Here is a 24,089-nt window from a genome sequence, read left to right as displayed (position 1 = left end):
AACCTAAAATTGTGATGGACGATATTGGTGAAAAGCTATTGGTAACTGAAGACCTTGCATCTTCAAAATTTGAATGCGGTATAAATAGGCTGCTCCGGTCATAATTTGGTCAGCAACATCAGCAACTTTACGGTTACTTGGTTCGCTCAAATAAGAACCTCTAACCCAATCATTGAAACTTCCCATTGCAGGCCCACACCAAATTTGATAATCAATTTCTCTTCCTTTTTCACCAGAATTAGACCAACGCGAAGATAAACCTAAATACCAGCGAAAAATCAACGCCATTTTTAATTTGGGGTTATTCGCCGCTTTATGGATTTTATCTGGGTTTCTTGTCGATACATAAGCGACGGTATCTTCCCAAACGTCATTTAAACTTCTACGGAAGATTTGTTTTTCGAGTTTCTCTCTTTCTACTGCTGGAATCTCATTAATTGAGTCGTAATTTTTGTACAATTCATACAACTTTTGGGCGCGTACAGGAAATAGCGTTCCTCGTTTTAAAACTTGTAATTTTACACCCATTTCAAACATATCTGCGGCGGGAGCCATCATCACATCTGGCATTTCTGCTTGCGCGAGTAACTCTTTTGTGTGGGGCGAAGTTCCCGCTTCTACGCACGATTGATTTACTGAACCTGTGACAACATAAGCAGCACCCATCATGAAAGCAGCAAGTGCAGATTGTGGTGTCGAAATTCCTCCTGCAACACCGACTCGTACAGGTTGTTGATAACCATATTTTTCTTGAACTTCGTCGCGTAATTCTAAAATTGAAGGCAGTAAACAAACTAATGGTCGATTATCAGTATGACCGCCCGAATCTGCCTCTACTGTAATATCATCAGCGACAGGAATTTTTTCGGCTAAAGTTGCTTGTAATTCTGTAATTAGATTTTGAGCGACTAATTCTTTAAGAATTTTTGTCGGGGCGGGTTGAAGAAATTTAATCGCTATTTCTCGACGCGAGAGTTTAGCAATAAGTTTATTTTTGGTAAGAATTTGTTGATGAGAATTAAGGCTTAATCCAGCCGCACGATAGTAAACAACGTTAGGAGTTAAATCGAGAAACGCTGAAGCTTCTACGGTTGTCACGCCGTATTTGAGATACAAATCGACTGCACGTCGTTCGATCGCAGGTTCGCTAGGACTATGCAGTAAATTAAAAGCGTATGGTCCTGCGGGTAGTGCTTGCTGAATCTGGTTGATGGCAGACTCTACACGAGAAGGCGCTAAACCGCCAGCACCGAAGGAACTCAATATTTTTGCTTTTCCTAAAGCGATGACGAGTTCTTCTGATGCAATTCCGTGCGCCATTGCACCTGTGGCGTAGGCATATTTCACCTGATGAAAATCGAGAAAACTCGCATCACCTAGTTGTGACGTAGATAAAGGGGGAGTAGCGGTTAAGAGTTCGGCTTGTCCGCTTTTGCCATTATTGGCTGTGTAGGTGTAACCTTCATTCGTAGCGCCAATTTGGTTATTTGAGCGCACAATGTAACAAGGTTGAGCTAAATTGAGCAGTTTCGCTTTGATTCCTGCTTCATCAAAGGCAACGGTATCTAGCGAACCATACCAAGCTTGAGTTGATGCACCTGTGAATTTGAGGCGATCGCTTTTATTAATTGTATTAACCACGTTTGTTAATCCTCTAACGATAATCAATACCTGTTAGTGACTTATTAACATCATCTTCAAGAGATAGATAAACTAACTGGTTTACTAACTGGAGGATTTGTATTGATATCTTGAGTTACTAATTGCGAGTAGTTCATTTGTAGCTGAATCATTCTACTCATTTGTTGTAAAGCTTTTTGGCGTGCTTGGAGAAATTGTGTATGGATTTGAGTTGTGCGTTGATTGTTTTCTTTTAATTTCAAATAGGTGTTGTTATCTTCAAGGCAATGATTGCGTTTAGGTAAGACTGTCTGCTGTGATACCAACGGTATGACTGGATTTGTCTGTTTGATAACCTTGATAGTTTCGGCTGATGTGGGAATAGCTTCTACTGAAATTGTCGTGTTATCTCTTTGTAAAACTTGCATAGGTACTTGCTCAATGACGATGTTTTTATTAACTACAGCAGAATTTTCTACACTATCTAATTCAATTTGATTGTCGTCACTTTTGGCTTGATTTAAAGGTAAAGTTAAACTTAAGGATTCTTGTTGTGGTTCTAAAGATGTTTCCAGCGATCGCGCGTACAGGGAGGATAAATCGAGAGAAACTTGATGACTCAGAAGCTTTGCTAAGGCTTTGAGAATGGATGTATGATCGTCTACACCTCGGCGGTTCACGGATACTGTCACGTGTTCTTGACCTTTGAGATTTTCGCTAATCCACCGCGAACAATGACTTCCCGCGCCTACTTCAATAAAGACGCGTACGCCATCAGCATAAACACGATTCACTAAGCGAGGAAAATCAACTTGCTGGCAAAGACATTCTGCAATATGATGCGCGATAGATTCACTATTGAGTGCGATCTGTGCATATTTTGCGGATGAATAAAAGATAGTTTCTGGAATCTTTTGAACAGGTAAAGTTTTGATTCTGACAAGTTCAGGATACTCGGATCGCATTGCTTCGCAGTGAATTACATGATTAAATGGAGCGCGGAAAGCGTCGCACTTCAATTTTTCAATGAATCGCAAACAGGCTTGAGTTTCTCCTGCAATAATACATTCTTTGGAAGTATTAATTTGAGTTAAATAAACTTGATTTTCTTGCTTAATACCTTCTTGAACATCAGCAACTGAAGTTATTAAAACATAGGTACTCCAAAATTCATCAGGATTTTCTACTAGCGGTAAACCCCAAAATTCACGGACAGCATCTTTAGAACCAGCAAGCCGAGTACTAAATAAGGATGAGGAATTTAACGCGTTGCTACATTCTTGAAAATCCGTCCAAACACTGTGAGAAAACATCATGCTAGTTTCGCCAAGACTGTAGCCAAAACTGCATTGTGGTTTGATTTGAAAGTAATTTTTAAAGATTGTTGTGACAAGTCCAGCGTAGCCCATTTCTGACTCTAGCATTGCCAAAGGATCGTTTAGCAATTGCTGTTCAATACTTTCTAATTGGCGTTTTGATAACTTGTGCAAACTGCGCGGATAGAGAAGCTTTTCAATATTGGCAACGCGGTTACAGGCACTTTTAATAACAATATCGTCGTAAATTTGAGGAAACAAGCGAAATAGACTTCTGCTAATACCAACGTAAGAGTTATATGCCCCAGGATAAACATAGGCGATCGCACCTTTTTTCCCTAAGGGATTTGTCGTAAAATAACTGCCTACAGGTGAGTGCCAATCGCCGTTTTGCTCAAATGCGCGTTCTACACCTGTAAAGGCGCGTTGAATTTCCCGTAATAGATCGTCTTTGTTGCGTCCGAGAAGTGTTAGCGTATAAGCTGCATTTGCTTGCTTTTGGAAGGTGGTAAACGTTTGACTTGCCGCTGTGGTTAAAGCGTTACTATCTTTAATTGTTTGTTCTAGTGCGTGCAGTTGCGCAATTAAATCAGTTTGATTTTCAGCAGCGATCGCAAACAGATAAAATGGCATTTGAGTCAAATACCGATTGCTATCTGCATAAAATCGCGTCAAGTTCTTTTTGCTTGTGTCTTCAGATAAAATGATATGAGCGTAGCTGCCATCCAAGGAAATACTATTAATTGCAGCGCTTCTTGGCTTCTCTAACGCGCTAAACCAAGGTTTCGATTCTGTCGCGACGTAAAAAGGACTTTCTTGCCAAATTTCGGGGTTTTTGGGACGACTCCACTGCGGTGTTGCAGGAATATAGCGGTAATATAGGCATAGCGCAGTTTTAATCAAACTCATAATTTCAGCTGCTGCATAGGTGTGTCCGATATTGGCTTTGACACTACCAATGGCACAACTGAGTTCAGTCGATGTTTGATACGCGGCGAGTAAACCTGCTATTTCTGCGGTATCTTCTGCTTCTACTCCACTACCATGCACTTCGAGATAGTCGATATCTTGGGGATAAAGATCGGCGATTTGAAAAGCGCGTTGACAAACTTGCGTAACCGCTGCGGAATCGTACGCGGAAGTTGTATGCTGTGGCAGTAAACTAATCGCATCAATCACCGCATAAATGCGATCGCATGAGGCGATCGCGGTATCGAGTAACTTTAAAACAACTGCACCCGCACCTTCACCAACGATCCAACCATTAGCATTTTCGTCATAACTTAAAGTAGGAACACCTGTATTAATTTTGGCTAACTGATTGCGTAATAAAACACTTTCACTACTACCAGCTAAATCGACTGCACCAACAACAACCGCATCGACTTCGCCGAGTACAAGAAGATTTTGGGCAACTTCTAGCGCTTTAAATGCTGAATTCTCTTCGGCTGTTAGTGTAAACGCGGGTGCTTCAAATTGCCACAACGCAGAAATGCGAGTTGCGATCGTGTTTTCTAGAGGACTACGATATTCACTTTGTGTCTGACTAATATTTGTTGTAGCCAACGCCGAATGATTCGTTGTCGTTTTCCCCGCCAAAATTGTTTGTAGTTGTCGAGTAAACTGCTGTTTACTATAAAGTTTCTGTAGCGAAATTTGAGTTGCCGTAGCAATAATAACAGCAACTTTTTCACCAGGCTTAATTTCCGCATCTTGCAAAGCATTATTTGCAACTTTAAGCATTAATAGTTCTTGCGGATTTAATTCTTCTATATTGTCAATTGCTAGTTGCTCATCAATTTTGAATGGTAGATACCCTCCTAAAGGCACTTGATTATTTTCAATTTTATTTTCCTTAAGAAGCTGTTCTGCTTTACCTTGCCAGCGACTTAGAGGTAACTCAATAAAATTTTGTTTTCCTTCATAAACAATTCGCTCAAAGCTGTCTAAATCTTGGCACGAACCTGCAATCAAGTTCATCCCAGTGATAGCTATTTTGGGAGCTTGTTTTTGCGTCAACATCGTTTACCTCTACTCTTTGGTTCTTATGACTTTAAAGGCAATAAAGTTCCCTTAGCTTCAGTCATGCGCGAATAAATCTTTCCTAGACTGTCGTGAGTAATGACCTCAGCAACTACGCTACTATCTGTTTTAGACTTGACTTCACAAGAGACATAAAATATTTCATCAAAAGAAACCGGAGTAAATTGTTCGTAAAGATGAATTGCTGAAGGTAAACATCCGTGCTGATGAAAATATTGCGACCAAATCCACAAAGAATGAATTTGGACATCAACGATATAGGGATTAAATGTTTGGACGGGAAATTGCCCTTGTTGCTGTTCGCTGACTTGCGGAAGTAAGCACTCAATCGTTACTTTTTCTGGGGTTATATTGAGAACTCGCCTAACTCCCTGAAAGCTTTTGCCATGAAATAAGCTGGCGGAACCATCCTGATAGAAAGATTCAGAAGAATAACTTTGGTCGAAATTGAGGTTAAGAGAATCGTAATTGGGGGAAGAAGAAATTTGGCGTTTTAGAGTTAATTGCGTGCTAAAATGATAGCGAATTTTTCCTTCTAAATTCTTACTCCAAATCTTAGCATCAAATTCAATTTCTATGTTGTTTTTGTTAGTTTCTTGCAGTTCAAGTGTATATTCATTGGGCGTGGTAGGTTCAAAAACAATTCCTTTGAGAACTTTGTAATTTCTACAGCTTAAAAAATGATAACCAGGATAAAGTTGTTCGCAAGTATTCGCAATCCAAGCGATCGCGCAAGTTGCTGGAAGCACAGGACGATTGGCAATGACGTGATCTTGTAAAAATGGATTAGCCGCTAAAGTGAGGTGACGCTGAATGCGAAAAGTTTGTAGTTGAGAATTGAAGGTTTCCGAAAAGATTAAAGGACTACCAATCACAACTTGGGTATCTTGATGAGTTGAGGCAAGTTCATCCACAAGCATTTTGGCACCAACTTGGATCGGAATTGTCTCAATGTTGCGTTCAGCAAATGCTTTTTTTAATTCAGGGCTAACCATCCCGCTCTCCCAAGGTCCCCAGTTGATTGCCACAACATGACAATCAGGATAGTAGTATTTGACAAGCTGCGCTGATTTATTGAGAACTTCGTTAGCGATCGCATAATCAGCTTGTCCGACATTGCCATAAAACCCTGCAACCGAAGAAAATAAAACCAAGTGTTGTAACTGACTTATCGGAATACAACGCAACAGATTGGCTAAACCCGTCACTTTGGCGTTATAAACCTTGTCAAAGTCTTGCGCAGATTTTTTTTCAATCCGCTTATCCGCTAGATTACCCGCGCCGTGAATCATTCCGGTGACTGTTTCCAGACGTTCGGCGATCGCTTGTAACGCTGCTGCATCGGTGACATCAACACTGAGGTATTCGGCTTCGCCACCCGCTTGAGCGATGGTATCGAGAGTTGCTTGAATTTCGCGGGCTGATGCGATCGCATTGTAGTGTTTCTGCACCGTAGCGGGAGTTGGTTTTTCCCCACTCGCAATCAGATACTCCATAATGCGCTTTTTCAGTTCCGCTTCACTCGTGCATCCTGTAGCCCATACAGGTTCTGGCGTGAGCGAAGAACGTCCTAAAAGAATAAATTTGCATTGCTTCGCTTTCGCTAATTCGATAACGCATTGTGCAGTTATCCCCTTAGCACCACCGCTGACAAGAAATACAGAATTTGAGTCAACCTGGCTTTTCATGCGTTTATTCCGATTCTTGAAAGTTTTCATGACAGGTAGGATGTCTTTTCCACTAGTCACTAGTCCCTGACAAGCGTGACTCTCCCCTTAGCGCCGTAGCCTACTTCACTAATTAAACGATTGGGATCTTGAATTTCTGCGAGGATGTGTTGTACGGCTTGTTGTGCGTCGATATTCGTGCTGAAGTCAATAGCGCGACAGAATACCGTTTCCCATTCTTGATTCAGTGTTTTGGTCAGTCCAAACAACCCACCAGCGATCGCACTGTAGTGATTTTTTTGTCCGATACCCAATTCGCCGTCAAGGTGCGTTACTGTTATAAAACAACTGCGCCCTTGGGTGGCGGAGGAATTAAGTGGTTCTTTGAGATACTTGGCGATCAAGAAGATATGTTTGAGTAAGGCGGTTTCTGAATTAAGGTAAGCAATCTCCTCGCGTTCATTGTGAATCGTCGGATGAAGGTGAATAAAACTTCCAATAGAACCGTGTTGCGCGATCGCATTTAACTGTTGTTGCAGATGTGTTTCACTCAAGTCCTCCAAAACAACACGTGGAATATGCTTTTCTACACCTGCGCTTTGCGGAATTACAGATTTGGGAAAACTCAAAACAACAACTTTTTCGCCTTTGGCAATTAAAGCCTGCGCTAATTGTGATGTTAATGCCGAACCATTATCGGTAATTAAACAAACGTGCTGTTGGGGTAAGTGACATTCCAAGCGATCGGGAGGCGGTAGAACTTTCAACTTCACCACACTGCGCATAATATTGTGGCTGATCTCTGGTTGTCCGCTATCCTGCTTTTTTGGCAGTGTCTCCGTTGCAGTTAAATTACCGGCAATCCGGCTCATATACTCGGCAATTTGACCGAGAGTACGCAATTCGCTCAATTCCTCAGGATTTGGTTGTGGTAAGCCTGGGTACAATTCAAGCAGTGTGCCTAAAATTTCGACGCGCTTAATCGAATCAATCCCTAAATCAGCCTCCATGTCCATTTCTAACTCCAGCATTTCCACTGGATAACCTGTCTTATCGCTGACGACATTCAGCAGTGTTTGACTTAAATCGGCAACATCGATTAATGCTGTGGGTGCAGAAATTGATGGTTCGATGGGAGGGTTCGGAATTGATACTACAGGTGTCGTCACTTCATCCTGAACAACTGCGTCTACTGTTGTCACTTCAGCTTTTACCGGAAGTGTTGTCGCGATCCGGCTCATATACTCGGCAATTTGACCGAGAGTACGCAATTCGCCCAATTCCTCAGGATTTGGTTGTGGTAAGCCTGGGTACAATTCAAGCAGTGCGCCTAAAATTTCGACGCGCTTAATCGAATCAATCCCTAAATCAGCCTCCATGTCCATTTCTAACTCCAGCATTTCCACTGGATAACCTGTCTTATCGCTGACGACATTCAGCAGTGTTTGACTTAAATCGGCAACATCGATTAATGCTGTGGGTGCAGAAATTGATGGTTCGGTGACAGGGGGTGTTATTGGTAGTAGGGGTTCAGATGGCGCTTCGCTAGGCGACGGTTTGACAGCGATATTCTCAGCAGGCTTGCTGCTTTGTTCTACGAAGGAAACACCATGACCATTCGCGTGATGTCCGTTACCGTTACCATTGCTGATAGATGGTTTTGGTTGAAACGCTTTCGTTACGCCTTGTGCGATCGCGGATTCGTATTTTTGTTCAATCAGTTGAAAAAAGCTGTGCGAATGTTCCATCTGCTGTTGCAGATATTGTTCGTGAATTCGCAAAGTTTCTGCTTGATGATCGTGAAACCGCATCATACTGCGTTCCAAGCTATCTCTTACCGCAGCATCTTGGGCGTCGGCGAGTAAGACATTTTGCTGCTGCGTAAGTTGAAAGAACGTTTGCGCGTATTCGCTTTGGTGTTTTAGCGATTCTTCGTGGACTTGTAAGATGTCACCGTGATGATCGTTAAACTGTGCCAGCGTAGATTCGATGCTGTCCAACATTTTTTGATAGTCCACTGTGGTGGGTGGTGGCGTTACAGTGGTGGCTGCTTCTGGTTGACTAAAAGCAGGTACTGGCTGCGGATGATGTCCGTTTGTCACTGGTGTAGATGGCACGGGTGGGGCGACTGAGATGTGTGTATCTGCTAAAGCTTGCGCGAATGCGGCTTGTGTTTTTTCTGAAATATAGTTTGCACTATTTAAGCGGACGTTGAGGGATTTATTGCCTTTTGGAGTAGGAGTTTTCGTTTCTAATTGGTAAGGATCGATATTTTTCAGAGACAATCCTGCGACGCGCAATTGAAGAACTGCCGATCGCAGCGTGCGATCGCTATTTTGTTGTTTGTGTGCATTCACCGCCACAGCTAAGTGCGGGCGATCGCCAAGTGTTTCTTTGACTAAATTCGTCAAAATATTTCTTGGTCCAAATTCAACGAAGAAGTAACCCCCACTTGCATAGATATTCTCGATCTGATCCTTAAATAACACCGAATTAAGTAAGTGTTCTTTGAGGATTTTTTGAATTGCCTGGGGTGCTTCGGGATACGGTTTCCCTGTTACATTCGAGTAAATTGCGGTTTTTGGTGCTGCAAAACGCGTTGCTTCAATCGCCTGGGCAAAAGGTTTTTGTGCGTAGCCGACTAACGGCGTGTGAAACGCGGCGGCGACAGGGAGAACAACAGTGGAGAAGCCTTGCGCATTCAAAGCTTGTTGTACTTGGGCAATTTCTAGTTTGGTTCCCGCCAAAACGACTTGCTTTGTCGAGTTGAAGTTGGCGATCGTTACTAGCGGAAACTGCTTGATGAATGTTGTCACTTGACTGACATCGCCTTTCACTGCTAGCATCGCCCCTGCGTCAAAGTGGGGTTGCTTGGGAGTTGCCATTGCTTGTCCCCGCGCTTTGACAAGCGATAAATAATCGCGATCGCTTAAAACTTCAGCCGCCCACAATGCAGTTAATTCACCAAAACTATGTCCAGCGACAAAATCAGGTTTAAACCCCGCTTGTTGAAATATTTTGTACAATCCGACGCTAAATACTCCAATTGCTGGCTGCGCGTATTGCGTCTGCTGCAAAGCTTCTTGCTGCTTTTGGCGTTGCGCGTTATCAAACACCGGAGGCGGAAACACAATTTCGGAGATCGGCTGTAATCCGTCTTGAGTTAACAGGTTATCCATCTGGCTGTAAACCTGTCGCAAGCAGGGAAAGTTGATTGCCAATTCTCTACCCATATCAAGGTATTGCGAACCTTGCCCAGAAAACAGCGCGACGACTTTACCTGTCGGATCGATACCGCTTTGGCGATAATAAATGCCTTGGGGATGTTCCCAATCGGTTGAGTTGTTTTTAAGTTGTTCAATACTGATTTGCAGTAAGGCGATCGCTTGACTTGCGCAATCAGCAACAAAACCAAGCCTTGCCTCTGTCACCGGAACTTCTAGCGTTTGCGATGCACCAACAACTTGGGCAAAGTGTTGTTCTGCGGCTTCTCCTTGCAACTGTGCGAGTAAATCAGCACACTTATGCTGTAACTGTTCGGGTGTCGCGGCGGATAGTAAGACAATCTGGGGCGTTTGATGAATTCGATAAGGATAGTTGTTATGTTCTTTGGTGTATTCTTCTAAAACGACGTGATAATTCGTTCCGCCAAAGCCAAACGAACTCACGCCAGCCCGTCGCGGCGTTTCGCTGGATAACCAAGGACGCGTTTCGGTGTTGAGATAAAATGGTGAATCCTCAATTTTGAGTTTTGGATTCGGTTTTGTGACGTTGATTGTCGGTGGTAAGACTTTATGATGCAGTGCCAAAGCTGTTTTAATGAGACTTGCTGCACCAGCTGCGGCTTTGGTATGTCCAATTTGCGACTTAACGCTACCAAGGGCAATTTTTTGTTTACCGACGTTTGTTTCTTCAAAAAAGGCTTTTAAAGCGGTAAACTCAGTAGGATCGCCTGCCATTGTGCCTGTTCCGTGCGCTTCAATTAAGCCTACGCTTTCCGGCGCACAGCCTGCATCTTCGTACGCGCGGCGCAACGCGCTGATTTGTCCTTCAGGGCGCGGCGCGTAGATACTTTTGTACTTGCCATCGCTGGAAGTTCCAATGCCTTTAATCACGGCATAAATCTTGTCGCCGTCACGTTCAGCATCGCTAAGGCGCTTGAGGACGATCATGCCGATGCCTTCGCCTAGCATCATCCCATCTGATTCCGCATCGAAAGGTTTGACGTTTTGGCTAGGGGATACCGCCGGAGTTTTACTAAAGCACATATACGCGACGATCGAGTTATCGGTATCGACACCGCCTGTCAACATCATGTCGCAGCGATGTTCGACTAACTCGCTCATTGCCATGCGCAGCGCCCCCAATGAACTTGCGCAAGCCGCATCGACGACGCAGTTTGTTCCGCCAAAATCAAGGCGATTCGCAATTCTACCACTGACAACATTGGCAAGCATTCCTGGAAAGGCGTTTTCTTCCCAGTTGACGTACGCGCTTTTAATTTTGTCGATGATTTTTTGCGTGTCTGCATCGGATAAACCGCTGCTTTTCAGGGCTTTTTCCCAGATGGGATATTGCAATCTTGCACCTAAAGGCATGGCTAACTGTCTTGCTAAGGCAACGCCTAAAATGACTCCGGTGCGATCGCGATTAAACTGCCGCGTTTCATCGTACCCTGCGTCTTCCATTGCTTCTTTGGCAACGACTAAGCCGAGCAATTGCGAAACGTCGGTGACTTCTAAAATATTAGGCGGTAGCCCAAATTCCATGGGATTAAAGTCAATATCTGGAATAAAACCACCGCGTTTGCAATACGTTTTATCAGGCGCTTTCGGATCTGGATCGTAATAGGCATCAACATCCCAGCGCGAAGGTGGCACATCAGTAATACAATCAACTTTTTCGATAATTTTTTGCCAGTATTGTTGTGTATTTCTCGACTGTGGGAACAGCGAAGCGATACCAATAATGGCAATCGGATTCTTTTGAAGTTGAGTATTGATGGGGTCTTGTTCTAATACTTTATCAGCCATGCTTTTTTTCTTTTGTATTAGCTTCATCAATGCTGTTTCACAATTTCTGATTTCGTTGTGTAACTGTGATAATGCAACAGTAATATTGCAGGCAAACATAGGCTTAGGTCTACTTGTTTGCAGCACAAACTTAAATGATTTATTTAGTAATGACGAATGAGATTACATTTCTTTGACTTTACAAGGCTGTGGTAGTAAATCAATTACATTATTAAAGCTAGTAAAATAATCTTTGAGCGCTTTTGCTTCCCTACCTACAAAGTCAATCCATTCGTAGTGATAGTGATTCGGGAAAGCACCTTCTATTTGAAACAAAGGAAGCTTCGGGGTAGCCATCAGGAGCGAAACGCTGCTTTCACCAGAAATCGTTTGATTATCAAGCTTAATCGCAGCGATATAGTTGGTATTGATGACAACATTTTCAATTTTGATGAATGCCATAAATGACCCTTTTAAAAAAAGTAGTAGGTTTTTAGCTACCTGAACTGGCATATCTATGGAACTTATCATAATTCTCAACAAATATAAATACTGTGTTCTAGCAAACGTTTGAGATAAAAACAATTTTTTTTATCTATTTGTTGTCATTTGGCTTTGCCAAAAAAATTATTGGTTCCTAAACTATCTCAAAAGTGCTGAATTCGTCAGATATCTTTATTCAGTTTTGTTCAGTATTTATTCGTGCTTGTTCAGTGTCGGTTTACCTACTCATGTTGACGAAAGGAATTGAACGCGAACAAGGGGCGATCGCACTTTATCTGGACGGCTATACAATTTTCTAAGCTTTAGCCAGCATCTTAGTTGCGCTGTTTTGCTAATTTCTGTATTGAACGTGACAGAGATTTGACTTATTTATTTAACTATGTTCAAAACTTACTATAGTTACAACAAGTTTTTCTCTATCGTTCTATCAGTTAATTAACAATCGGTGACGGCAAGTTGGAGTAGTTATGCTGGTCGATAGATTGGTTACGAAACTATCACGATATCTAGGTACGTCACCACAGCTTTACACTATCTTTATAAAAATCGGCTTTTTTGGGGGATTTGTGTAAAGATTTGATGAAGTTTCAGCAGTTTTCCGGAAGCGTTGCCGCGAATTATGTCAGCTTCCTCTTTGCACCTGCCTTCCCGTCCATTGTTGCCAACGCGCGATCGCTTGACTAACGTGCTGCGGCTCTAAATCACCTGTAAAGCAAATCCGCCCCATTCGTTCGCAACAAATTAACGCTTCGCCGTGTCCAATAAATGGCGCTAACACAAAGTTGCCTTCTTGCGAGTACAAACTTATCAAAAATGCGACAATGCCTTCGACGCCTTCAACTTCAATCGGGTTTTGGGGTGCCATTAGCGAAGAGTAAGAAAACAGCGCAACATAAATCCCACCAATCAACAACTCGTATTGAAAAGGCATCCGTTGCTGCGTACAGAATTGATGAATGTACCCCGCCGTGCGCAACACAGCAACAACGCGCGCTTCGTCGATTAAATAATCATGTCGCCAAATTGTCGAGGGAGTGGCGATCGCAAGTGCCGCATGAGACGGTAAACAGCGAATAAACTCATCACTCGCGGTGTCGCCGCAATAGACTAAGTGTCGTGCTAAAAGCCACTGATCGCCAGGTTGAGTATTCAAAACGTCTTGAGTGGTAATTTCTTTTGCTTGTGGCTGTAAGTGCTTGCGTAATTCTTTCTTTTTCAGCTTCGCCGCTTTCTGTGCTGCCACATTGCGCAGTGTTTGTAGTTGTAGCTCTCGCTGCTTGGCTCTGGCTTCATCTGCTAATTGCGCTTGGCGTTGGCGTTCTTCTTGCTTTTGAGCTTCCTGAATTGCTTTTTCTGCTTTCTCTGCTTGTTCGCGCTCTTTGCTTCCGGCGCGCGCCACTTTTAGTAGTGCGGTTGTGCTTTTGGCGATCGCAGTTCCTTTGATTGCTTCTTTCACTTCGGGCAAAATGCTTTTGGCAATTTGCTTTCCTTGTTGAAACGTTCGTTCCGTGTATCCTACCGCTTGTGCTAGCTCAAACGTTGTCTTTGGAGGTGGTGAAATCGTTTCACTGCCTTTACCTTTATAGGTGTATTGATTATCTCCTGGTTTGGCTCGAAGTTGCAAGCCTTCTAAAATGCGATCGCGTTCTAGCCACAATTCTGCGCGCTCTAAAGCATCTAGTTCGCTGCGAATCAAATTTTCATCAATTTCTGCTAACCGCGCGTGCGCTGAATCTGCACAATTAATTATATTACACTCAACCTGCTCTAGTCCGAGCATTTTACAAGCGGTTAGCCGATGTAGTCCTGCAATTAAATTTAAATCCTGATCGACAGTAATTGGGTTTAACAGCCCATTAGCCTTAATTGACTCTATCAGTTCAATAACTTTTTGTTGCTTGATTGGGCGTCTATTGAGACCAACTTTAATCTGCGCGATGGTGACAATAGGCATTGGTGTTGTGTATCCCCATTATAGTAATTAACACGCTAATCAAAATAATTAATAAATTTGGCTGCACCCTTAAATAACACTATGTTCAGTATCTGAACTTTAACAAATCTTATAAGTGCGATCGCAGTTGGTTGACTGTAACATTTTTCTTCAGTGTGAACCGCATTAGTACAGCTTTAGTTTATACAATTAAGCTCCAATATATACGAACAATACTAATTTCGTAAAGTCCCTACATAGGCTAGCTCCGCAGAATCATTGTATATCAAAAAGTTATCTTATAGATAATTTCATAGCAGTAGCTAAGTAACATCTAGCTACATATTCTCGCGTATTCTTGCTACGTGGTGAAGCTGGTTATTAAGTTTAAAAAGCACATAACTACTATCAATTATTTATGAATAATCGTTGTGTTACAAATCATTAATTTTATCTTCAAATTTCTCTAATCGCTTGTGCTCAAACAACGATAGACATCATTTCATTACAACAAACTAAGGATCTTCTCTACTTGCCTATTGTTAGATACTCCCTGACCGCACACAATCTAAAAATTAAAATTGTTCTTTTCAGCAAAGCCGAACCTTCACGATCCTGAACCGAGTTGAGGCTGACAAATACATTCTTTTGCAAGCTTTAGTAGAGCAACTCTGCGCTACGTTCCGCTTGTTTTCTCAGGCAGCTTAGTTATCGACCCATTTACTATACTTTAAAAATTGCTCAGCTATACTCATTTACAAATGGAAAAAATTAGTTATAATTCCTCCAGGAGTAAGACCGTTTTAGTCCTTCTCACGGATCAATTTGGGCAATAAGTAAGTATTGAGGATTCGTTTCCCTCGAATAAAGTTTTTTGTCGTCTTGGCTACTGGCTTGTGTAATTAGTTACCAATCATTGCGGCTCATTCCGCAACCTTGTTAGCAATCCGACTCAATAAAAATAAGTAATGGTGATGAGATTAACAAATATTTTGGTTGCAACCTGTCAAGCTATTGCTAGATTTTAGGTAATGACGTCGATAAAGCTTGATGTATCCATGTCGAAACTTTCTGTAGCGGAGTCTCTGATGAGATCTACGCTGTTATCTGAACTACCGGATCAGGAAAAAAAGTTATGGTTCAGAAGAAACGTGAGCGAGAAATAAAGGATCAGTGGTTGATTGGTGTAGTTGCGCTTTTGACTATACTCAATGGGATTTTCTCAATTTATAATTTGACAAGATTTAGGGCAAGCGCTCCGAGTGTCGTTACCACTACAGAGAATCCTACTCCAGTAAGAATTGCGGTGACTGGGTTAGGACGTTTAGAGCCACAAGGCGAAGTCATTCGCTTATCACCGCCAACGTCAGCCCAAAGCGCGCGAGTATCGCAAATTTTAGTTCAAGAAGGCGATCGCGTTCAAGCCGGACAAATCATTGCGATTCTTGATACCTACGAACCGCGACGAGCAGCTTTAATTGCCGCCCAGCAGCAAGTTAAAATTGCCAAAGCACAGCTAGCAAGAGTTCAAGCAGGCGCACAAACCGGACAAATCGACGCTCAACGCGCTACAATCGCGCGCTTAGAAGCTGAGTTACAAGGAGAAATACCAGCACAACAAGCCACGATCGCGCGCTTAGAAGCGGAGTTGAATAATGCTCAAGCTGAGTATCGGCGTTATCAAAACTTATATCAAGAAGGCGCAATTTCGGCTTCTTTATTTGATAGTAAACGCTTACCCGTCGCCACCCTACAGCAGCAACTCAACGAAGCCCGCGCTACTTTAAATCGGACAACATCAAGTTACCGCGAACAAATTAGCCAAGCAAGAGCCACCTTAGCCGCAACCTCCGAAGTGCGCCCAGTGGATGTGCAAGTCGCCCAAGCAGAAGTTGACGGTGCGATCGCCGCAGTCACTCAAGCCCAAGCTGATCTAAACTTATCGTATGTCCGCGCGCCCAAGGATGCCCAAGTGCTAAACATCCATACTCGCCCTGGAGAAATTGTCAGTAATCGAGGCATCGCGGAACTCGGTCAAACAAACCAAATGTACGCCGTAGCCGAAATCTATGAAACTGATATTGCTAAAGTTCGTCTAGGACAAAAAGCAACAATTACGAGCAGCGCTTTGTCTGACACTCTCAGTGGAGAAGTCACTCACATTGGGTTACAAGTCAATTCGCAAGAAGTTTTAAGTACTAACCCAACCGCTAATACAGACAATCGAGTTGTTGAAGTCAGAATTCGCATCGATAACCCAGAGGATAACCAAAGAGTTGCTGGTTTAACAAACTTACAAGTTCAAGTCGCAATTAACATTTAACTAATAGATAGGAAAACTACCAGCGTTTTAATTCTATTACCAATTACCAGTTACCCACAACTGCTCACAACAGATTTAGGGCTACCATATCTCATGCTGCTCAAAATTCCTTTAGCCTGGTTACAACTAGCACGGCAAAGAGTACGTTTCATTGTAGCTTTGGCAGGTATTGCTTTTGTCGTTGTCTTGATGTTCATGCAACTTGGCTTTCAAGATGCACTTTATGAGAGTGCGACACAAGTCCATCAAAAACTCAAAGGCGATTTATTTATCATTAGTTCGCAATACAAATCGCTGACATCTCAACAAAGCTTTCCGCGATCGCGTCTGTATCAAGTCCTTGGTTTTGAAGGAGTTGAGTCAGTTAGTCCACTCTACGTGCAATTTTCTAAATTCAAAAACCCTGAAAACGGCGAAAAAAATCCTATTTATGTTTTAGGTGTTGACCCAGCATTTCCCGCTTTTGATCTTCCCGAAGTTGCACAAAATCTCGACGTTCTCAAGTTTCCCAACCGAGTTTTATTTGACCAAGCTTCAAGACCTGAGTTTGGTCCTGTTGTTGAAAATTTTCATCAGAATGAACCTGTTTCTGTTGAAATATTTCCTTATAACGGAACTGTTGGTTATCAAGTCAATGTCGGCGGACTATTTACATTAGGTCCTTCGTTTGGAGTTGATGGAAATTTGATTGTCAACTATGCAACAATTTTAAGAGTTTTTCAAGACCGAACCCCAGACCGAATTGATATTGGTATAGTCACGCTAAAACCAGGTGCTGACGTCAAGCAAATGCAAGCCGCTTTAACTAAGATTTTACCCAACGATGTCAAAGTTTTTACGCGCCGCGAGTACATGGCTTTTGAAAAAGATTATTGGTCAGTGAGAACTCCCATAGGTTTTGTTTTCAGTTTGATGGTGTTCATGGGCTTTGTTGTTGGTGTCGTTGTTGTTTACCAGATTTTATACAGTAATATTTCCAATCACTTAATGGAATATGCAACCCTAAAAGCAATGGGATTTAAAAATAAATATCTACTTGATGTTGTATTTCAACAAGCATTACTGTTAGCAATTTTGGGCTATATTCCAGGACTTATTGTTTCTTATGGTTTGTACGATATTGCTAGCAATGCAACTCAATTACCAGTGATCATGAGTCCAAATAAATTATTGGCAGTGTTAGTTTCGGCTACGCTTATGTGCTTTACTTCAGGATTCTTTTCAATTGGAAAACTACGTTCAGCCGACCCAGCAGATATTTTTTAAAAGCAATTTTATTCATTTTGTATGAAGCTAATGCTTTGCAATTCACATGAATGAAAGAAATATTGTTGACATCAAAAATCTCAATCATTACTTTGGTGGCAAATCGATACGTAGCCAAGTATTATCAGATATAAACTTGGAAATCAAAGCCGGAGAAGTTATTATAATGACAGGACCATCCGGCTCAGGAAAAAGTACTTTATTAACTTTGATTGGTGGTTTGCGTTCTGTTCAGGAAGGAAGTTTGAAAGTTTTAGGAAGGGAACTTTATGGCGCGAGTGACGATGAATTAGTTCAAGTACGGCGTCACATTGGCTTTATTTTTCAATCACATAACTTACTAGAGTTTTTAACAGCAAGACAAAATGTCCAAATGGCATTGGAATTGCACAACGAACCCGATCGCATCGCCAAAGCAAAAGCCGAAGCGATGCTTCATGCTGTTAAGTTAGGAAATCGCGTGAATTATTACCCTTCTGATTTATCAGGAGGACAAAAACAACGTGTTGCGATCGCGCGGGCTTTAGTCAGTCAACCCAAATTAGTTTTAGCCGACGAACCCACCGCTGCTTTAGACAGTAAATCAGGAAGAGATGTCGTTGACTTGATGCAGCAATTGGCTAAAGAACAAGGCTGTGCAATTTTGATGGTGACGCACGACAACCGCATTTTAGATATTGCCGATCGCACAATATATATGGAAGACGGTAAGTTATTCAAAGAAGTCGTGTTGTAAATATAAAGTCCTATTCTTTACTGAATCTAGCAATTATAATATATAGCAGAGGTGAGAGATCGGGGGAGCAAAGAGCTACTCGTTAAGAGTGTTGAGTTATAATTTATAAAAAGTCTTTTAATTCAAAACTCAAATTAACGTACTAAATTACCTAAATCGTTACACCTTCTAATTCCTCATCAGCTAATTCATACAACTCTCGCAATTTTTCTAGTTTCTCTGCATCAGCTTGCCAAAAACCTCGCCCGTGGGCTTCTAACATTCTGCCAACAATATTACGAAAAGCTTCAGGATTTGCCTTGCGTAATTTCTCAGCCATTTCTGGATCGAGTGCATACGTATCCGCCGCTTGGTCATAAACCCAAGAATCGCTAAAATCAGCAGTACCGCCCCAACCAATCAAAGCTGTCATCCGTTGGGAAATCTCAAACGCACCGCCAGAACCTTGATTTGCCATTGCTTCCGCCCACTTGGGATTAAGTAACTTTGTGCGGTATTCCATCCGTAATAAATCATCTAAATTTCGCGGAGTTGTATCTTTCGAGAAGCTTTCGACAAAACTGGCGTTGACTTTCTTTCCGCGTTGCTTTTCTGCTGCCTTTTTTAAGCCACCCGTATTAGCATAGTATTCTTGAATATCAGTCAGACCGTATTCTACCGAATCAATTTCCTGCACAATGCGATCGCACTTTTGCAATAATTGGGTCAATACTTCCGGTCGTGCTTGACCTTTATCTTGTCTACCGTAACTAAAGACATTGCGATCGCGCCAAGTATTCCCCAACTCATCACCCGATTCCCAGTTACCATCAACAACTCTTTCATTCACCATTGAACCAAAATCGCCCGCTGGATTAGAAAATAACCGTGCCGAAGCGTTTTCAACTCCTTGCGATCGCAGGGCTAAATAATGCTTGCGAATAAAGTTTTGCTCTTCTGGTTCGTCTACCGTTGCGGCGCGTTGAAATAAATCGTCGAGTAGTTCGATAATATTCACAAAGCTATCGCGGAAAATCCCTGAAAGATTTCCTAATACATCAATTCGAGGATGTCCTACTTCCGATAAAGGTTTCAACTCGTAGCGCACAATTCTTCCAGTTCCTTCTTTGACGGGTTCAGCGCCAACAAGTTCTAAGAGAATTCCCAACGATTCACCCCGTGTTTTAATTGCATCTAATCCCCACAACATTACAGCGATCGTTTCAGGATATGTTTTGTGTTCTTGCAGGTGTTGGGCAATGATATTTTGCGCGATTTCTTTGCCGCGTTCGTACGCTGCTGGTGATGGCATTCGGTAAGGATCTAGCGCGTGAATATTGCGCCCTGTTGGTAAAACACCAATTCCATCGCGTAACAAGTCACCACCAGGCGCAGGCGGAATGTATTCGCCATTGAGTCCCCTAAGTAGGTTTGCGATCTCATCAGTATTTTGTGCTAAGAGATCGCGGATTTGTAAAGCTTCTTGAGGCAAGGTATAAGATTTTTGGTGAGGTTGGGGCAAGGTATAAGATTTTTGGTGAGGTTGGGGCGAGGTATGAGATTTTTGGTGAGGTTGGGGCAAGGTATAAGATTTTTGGTGAGGTTGGGGCAAGGTATAAGATTTTTGGTGAGGTTGGGGCGAGGTATGAGATTTTTGGTGAGGTTGGGGCAAGGTATAAGATTTTTGGTGAGGTTGGGGCAAGGTATAAGATTTTTGGTGAGGTTGGGGCGAGGTATGAGATTTTTGGTGAGGTTGGGGCAAGGCATTGCCTTGCCCGTACTCGATGGTATTGCCTTGTGCGATCGCATCTATTATCTCTTCGGATAATTCTTCGCCGAAGTAAGCTTGAAGGTAGCTTGCTAATTCTTCGGAGGTTGGTGCTTCTCCTAGTGTATGCAATCCTGAGGAAAATAAGCGGTTTTCTAGTACTTGTAAATATTCATACATTTGCACTAAGTAATGGTTGAATGCCGCGTTACTAAACATCCGTGCATTTTCTGGTGTAAACGCAATGCCTAAGCGTTTTGCATCCTCAAATGGACAATCGGCATCGATTCCTGTATCGACAATTTTCTTGCAAATCGCTGCTTTCAAAGCATAATTCTTTTCAGGATCTTCGCGGTACTCTGCAATTAAATCCCGTAATGCGACTAATTCTTTATACAACCCTGCCCGACCGTAAGGCGGAACATTGTGCGATATTAAGACACCATACCCCCGACGCTTTGCCAAAATCGATTCTGAAGGATTATTCGCTGCATATACATATAAATGTGGCAAGTTACCCAATAAAATATCTGACCACGAGTAACCAGTATTTCCCAACGGCGAACCAGGCAACCATTCGACTGTGCCATGCATCCCAAAGTGAACAACCGCATCAGCTTGAAATTCATGCTGCAACCATTGATAAAATGCTGCATATTGTGGATGCGGTGTCAAGTCCCGCTCAAACATTAGCCGCATCGGATCGCCAGGAATTCCGAGTGGAGGCTGTACGCCAATCCAAACGTTACCAAGTTGTACGCCACCAATATGAAAATCATCGCCATAGGTTTTGATACCACTACTTGTTAATGATTTCCAATGTTTTTCTATCCAAGATGTTTTGAGATAACCAAGCCACGTTTCTAAAGTGCGAGTATTTGTAACATTGCCTAGGGATGGATCTTCATCAGCGGCTTTCACCTGACGAATTAATTCTTCGCCATCTGCGGGTAAGTCTCCAACAGTGTAGCCATGCTCTTTCAACGCTTGGAGAAATTTCAGGAGCGATCGCGGTACATTCAATAAAGCGGCAGTTCCTGTTGCGCCATAACCAGGAGGAAAACCATACAAAATAACCGCAATCTTGCGCTGACTCGCTGGCTTTTGACGCAAAGCAATCCATTTTTTGACCCTGCCAATCAACCGCTGTACGCGTTCGGGAATTAAATAAATCTTCTCGCCTACCAATCCACCCAAGGGAACCGGATCAATCGCGCCATCAAGTTCTGGCAATGCATATAACACGACACTTTGCAATCCCCCTACACCTTGGCGTGTCCACGAATAAATATCTTGAATGAGTAACGGTGCAGCAACAATATACGGTACATTTTTTGCACTCAAAATTCGCTTTGCGACTTCCACCTGTCGTCCTGCTTCCATCGAACCTGCGGGACCACCGACTAACGGAAAGCCAATTGTCGAGACGATCGCATCAACTTCTACAGCTTCCGGTGATAACGAAGGAGTTTCAATATTCCCCGACTGTCGTTGTGCAGTTTCATACGCGGTCGTCATCCAGTCACGGACTGCGACATGACCTTCGACACCATTGATAAAAATTGGCAATGGAATGAATCCTGCCTCTTCAAAACGGCGAATCAACTGTGGAATATACGGCTGTCGCGTAACAACGTGCTTTCGATATAACAATATTCCTACACGACTCTGACCTCTGACCTCTGACCTCTGACTTCTACTTTGATACCATTCAAGATACTCGCGCGGAGATTCAAAGTAACCTTGATAATCAGGATGCAGCAATCCCATGTTGGGTGTTTCCACAGGTGGTGGAATCTCACCAACTTTGATACCTAAATACTTTTGTGCGAGTGTCCAAAATAAGGCAGCAACGTTTTCTACACCGCCTGCATTCCAGTACCCGTAAATAATCAGCCAGTTGCGCAGGTCTTGAACTTTTTGCCCAGGAACGAATTTGAGGAGTTTGGGTCCAATTTTTAAAAAGCTAATATATCCAGCGAGGCGATCTTCTTCGCGTCCTTGACTAAATTTATCTAAGATGAACTTTACCGGCTTGGGCATTCCTTTGGGCTTATCACCGATCGCAAACGCCCCCAGGCGCGTTAAACTCATTAATTCGAGTGCTGATTCAAAAACAAGGCGAATCGGAATATGTTCAACGCGATCGCGCAGCCACAAAACTTGGTCGTAATCAAATAGTAGACTACCAAAAAACACTTGGGCCTCTGCCAGCGCGGCGGCGACTGCATCGGGTCTTGCTGTGATATCGCGATCGCTAAATACCTCAATGGCTAACTCTGGACAGCGTTCTTCTGCTAACAGTGCTGCTTTGCGGTACAAGTCAGCATTGAACGATTCAAACCCCGCAATCAAAACAATGCGTTGCATACCTTCAGCCCAAACATCTTACTTTTGATCTTACGCGGGAAAATCTTTACAAACTGAGTGCTTGCGTAAAAAAATGACTCATATTGCTGGTAACTGGTAACTGGTAATGGGTAATCGGGAACGCGGAAACTTGTAATTAGCACTTAGCGATAGAAGAAAGTTAGCTCTGCCAATGACCAATTACCGCTTTGATGTTACGTTTACTTTTGCCAATATGAGTCATGAGGACTTGCTTCTTGAGGAGTATCTGCATCTCGCTTAAAAGAATGTAAAATTATGTAAAAGCTCCTTTTAACCGCCCATGTCTACTCGGTTTAGTGCTTCCCAAGCAGTCGAAATTGTTGTTCCCGAACAACCAATTCCTATTCAACATTATTTGCGACAGCCGCAGCGTCTTGTTAATGCTTTAGTCGATCCTAGTCGAGTTGAGCATTTAAGTTCTGAGCGTTTTCGCTTGACTATGCGTCCGCTGACCTTTATGACACTGAGTATTCAACCAACAGTAGACATTAAAGTGTGGGCAGAAGCTAATGGCACAATTTATTTACAGTCCCAAGGCTGTGAAATTCGGGGAGTTGACTACATCAACCAACGTTTTGCGCTAAACCTCAAAGGCTATTTATCTCCATGCCAAGTCGGAAGTAACACAGGTTTACACGGAAACGCTGATTTAGAAGTTCAAGTAGAGTTACCACCGCCATTGTGGTTAACGCCCAAGCCAATCTTAGAGACGGCAGGTAATGGTTTACTTAAGAGCGTACTATTAACGATTAAACAAAGACTTCAACATCAATTGCTAGCAGATTACTATGCTTGGGCAAGTGATACGGAAGATACCGACGCTGGTTTAATTATTCCGCAAGTTCCTTAGTTGCCATTGCCCTCATTTGACAAGGACGAAATGACAACCGATGCAATCGCGAAGAACCATATTGTTGCAGTGCTTGCAGATGACGTGCCGTACCGTAACCTTTATTTGCTACCAAGTCATACATCGGATACTTAGCAGCGAGGCGCACGATCAGATCGTCGCGCCATACCTTCGCGATAATACTCGCAGCAGCAATAACAAGCGATCGCTCGTCGCCTTTGACAAGTGTTTGTTGCGGTATTGGCAAATCCTTGATCGCCTGATTGCCATCAACTAAACACAGTTCTGGCTGAACCTTAAGCTTAGTCACCGCCCGCTTCATTGCTAAGAGTGACGCTTGCAAAATATTGATATTGTCAATTTCGGCTGTAGACGCAAAGCCGACTCGCCAATCTACAGCCAACGTACAGATTTTTGCCGCTAACTGTTGTCGGCGGTAACTCGATAGTTGTTTGCTATCGCGCACTTGGCTTGCGGCTAATTCTGGTAAGGCAGCCGGAGGTAAAATGACCGCTGCTGCTACGACTGGACCAAACAGCGCCCCGCGTCCAGCTTCATCTACCCCAGCCAGCGAAATTGAATGTTGATTGCTGAGTGCAAAGTCAAGGTCTAAGTTAATATAATCGTTTTTCACGCTCAGCCTTGCTCTGCACTCTGGTAGGGACGTATCATTTTACGTTT

13 protein-coding genes are annotated in these 24,089 nt (G+C 42.8%); 5 read left to right on the top strand and 8 right to left on the bottom strand.

The features are described from left to right. Positions 1 to 3 precede the first annotated feature (3 nt). The 5 genes from GLO7428_RS07385 to GLO7428_RS07365 all read right to left on the bottom strand — a co-directional run bounded on the left by GLO7428_RS07385 (position 4) and on the right by GLO7428_RS07365 (position 12,120). Positions 4 to 1,641: a PfaD family polyunsaturated fatty acid/polyketide biosynthesis protein gene (locus GLO7428_RS07385; protein WP_015187942.1), complete on the bottom strand. Its 1,638-nt coding sequence runs from the start codon at positions 1,639 to 1,641 to the stop codon at positions 4 to 6. Between the two features lie 56 nt (positions 1,642 to 1,697). Continuing rightward, positions 1,698 to 4,958 carry a type I polyketide synthase gene (locus GLO7428_RS07380; RefSeq protein WP_015187941.1) on the bottom strand — a complete coding sequence of 1,087 codons (3,261 nt, stop codon included), beginning with the start codon at positions 4,956 to 4,958 and terminating at the stop codon, positions 1,698 to 1,700. Between the two features lie 23 nt (positions 4,959 to 4,981). Beyond that, the gene (locus GLO7428_RS28350) at positions 4,982 to 6,667 is read right to left on the bottom strand and encodes an SDR family NAD(P)-dependent oxidoreductase (RefSeq protein ID WP_015187940.1); all 1,686 of its coding nucleotides are present in this window, start codon (positions 6,665 to 6,667) and stop codon (positions 4,982 to 4,984) included. 59 nt (positions 6,668 to 6,726) lie between these two features. Further along, positions 6,727 to 11,679 carry a type I polyketide synthase gene (locus GLO7428_RS07370; RefSeq protein WP_196797473.1) on the bottom strand — a complete coding sequence of 1,651 codons (4,953 nt, stop codon included), beginning with the start codon at positions 11,677 to 11,679 and terminating at the stop codon, positions 6,727 to 6,729. 162 nt (positions 11,680 to 11,841) lie between these two features. Beyond that, positions 11,842 to 12,120, bottom strand: coding sequence for a hypothetical protein (locus tag GLO7428_RS07365; RefSeq protein WP_015187938.1), 279 nt, complete (start codon positions 12,118 to 12,120; stop codon positions 11,842 to 11,844). Between the two features lie 191 nt (positions 12,121 to 12,311). Here GLO7428_RS07365 and GLO7428_RS27695 point away from each other — a divergent pair, with 191 nt between their 5' ends. Beyond that, the gene (locus tag GLO7428_RS27695; RefSeq protein ID WP_155823610.1) at positions 12,312 to 12,461 is read left to right on the top strand and encodes a hypothetical protein; all 150 of its coding nucleotides are present in this window, start codon (positions 12,312 to 12,314) and stop codon (positions 12,459 to 12,461) included. A gap of 323 nt (positions 12,462 to 12,784) precedes the next feature. On the opposite strand, the gene GLO7428_RS07360 is transcribed toward GLO7428_RS27695, so the two are convergent. Further along, positions 12,785 to 14,116, bottom strand: coding sequence for a ParB N-terminal domain-containing protein (locus GLO7428_RS07360; protein ID WP_015187937.1), 1,332 nt, complete (start codon positions 14,114 to 14,116; stop codon positions 12,785 to 12,787). 1,114 nt (positions 14,117 to 15,230) lie between these two features. Here GLO7428_RS07360 and GLO7428_RS07355 point away from each other — a divergent pair. The 3 genes from GLO7428_RS07355 to GLO7428_RS07345 all read left to right on the top strand — a co-directional run bounded on the left by GLO7428_RS07355 (position 15,231) and on the right by GLO7428_RS07345 (position 18,420). Further along, positions 15,231 to 16,418: an ABC exporter membrane fusion protein gene (locus tag GLO7428_RS07355; RefSeq protein WP_015187936.1), complete on the top strand. Its 1,188-nt coding sequence runs from the start codon at positions 15,231 to 15,233 to the stop codon at positions 16,416 to 16,418. 93 nt (positions 16,419 to 16,511) lie between these two features. Then, positions 16,512 to 17,684, top strand: a complete 1,173-nt coding sequence (gene devC, locus GLO7428_RS07350) for an ABC transporter permease DevC (protein WP_015187935.1) — start codon at positions 16,512 to 16,514, stop codon at positions 17,682 to 17,684. 46 nt (positions 17,685 to 17,730) lie between these two features. After that, complete coding sequence (locus GLO7428_RS07345) at positions 17,731 to 18,420, top strand: DevA family ABC transporter ATP-binding protein (RefSeq protein ID WP_015187934.1); 690 nt, start codon at positions 17,731 to 17,733, stop codon at positions 18,418 to 18,420. A 151-nt stretch (positions 18,421 to 18,571) separates the two neighbouring features. Here GLO7428_RS07345 and bchH read toward each other — a convergent pair whose 3' ends face one another. After that, a complete protein-coding gene (bchH, locus tag GLO7428_RS25940) occupies positions 18,572 to 22,537 on the bottom strand; it encodes a magnesium chelatase subunit H (RefSeq protein WP_015187933.1) in 3,966 nt (1,321 codons plus the stop codon). Positions 22,538 to 22,838: 301 nt separating this feature from the next. On the opposite strand from bchH, the gene GLO7428_RS07335 reads away from it, so the two are divergent. Then, a complete protein-coding gene (locus GLO7428_RS07335) occupies positions 22,839 to 23,408 on the top strand; it encodes a DUF1997 domain-containing protein (protein WP_015187932.1) in 570 nt (189 codons plus the stop codon). Here the strand turns inward: GLO7428_RS07335 and GLO7428_RS07330 are convergent. Then, positions 23,389 to 24,042 carry a ribonuclease HII gene (locus tag GLO7428_RS07330; protein WP_015187931.1) on the bottom strand — a complete coding sequence of 218 codons (654 nt, stop codon included), beginning with the start codon at positions 24,040 to 24,042 and terminating at the stop codon, positions 23,389 to 23,391. The two genes, GLO7428_RS07335 and GLO7428_RS07330, sit on opposite strands and share 20 nt — an antisense overlap. Positions 24,043 to 24,089 lie beyond the last annotated feature (47 nt).

Origin of the sequence: Gloeocapsa sp. PCC 7428 (assembly GCF_000317555.1) — a bacterium.
Classification (GTDB): Bacteria; Cyanobacteriota; Cyanobacteriia; order Cyanobacteriales; family Chroococcidiopsidaceae; genus Chroogloeocystis.
The sequence above is the reverse complement of the archived record's forward strand: the minus strand, read 5'-3'. Positions and strand labels throughout refer to the sequence as shown.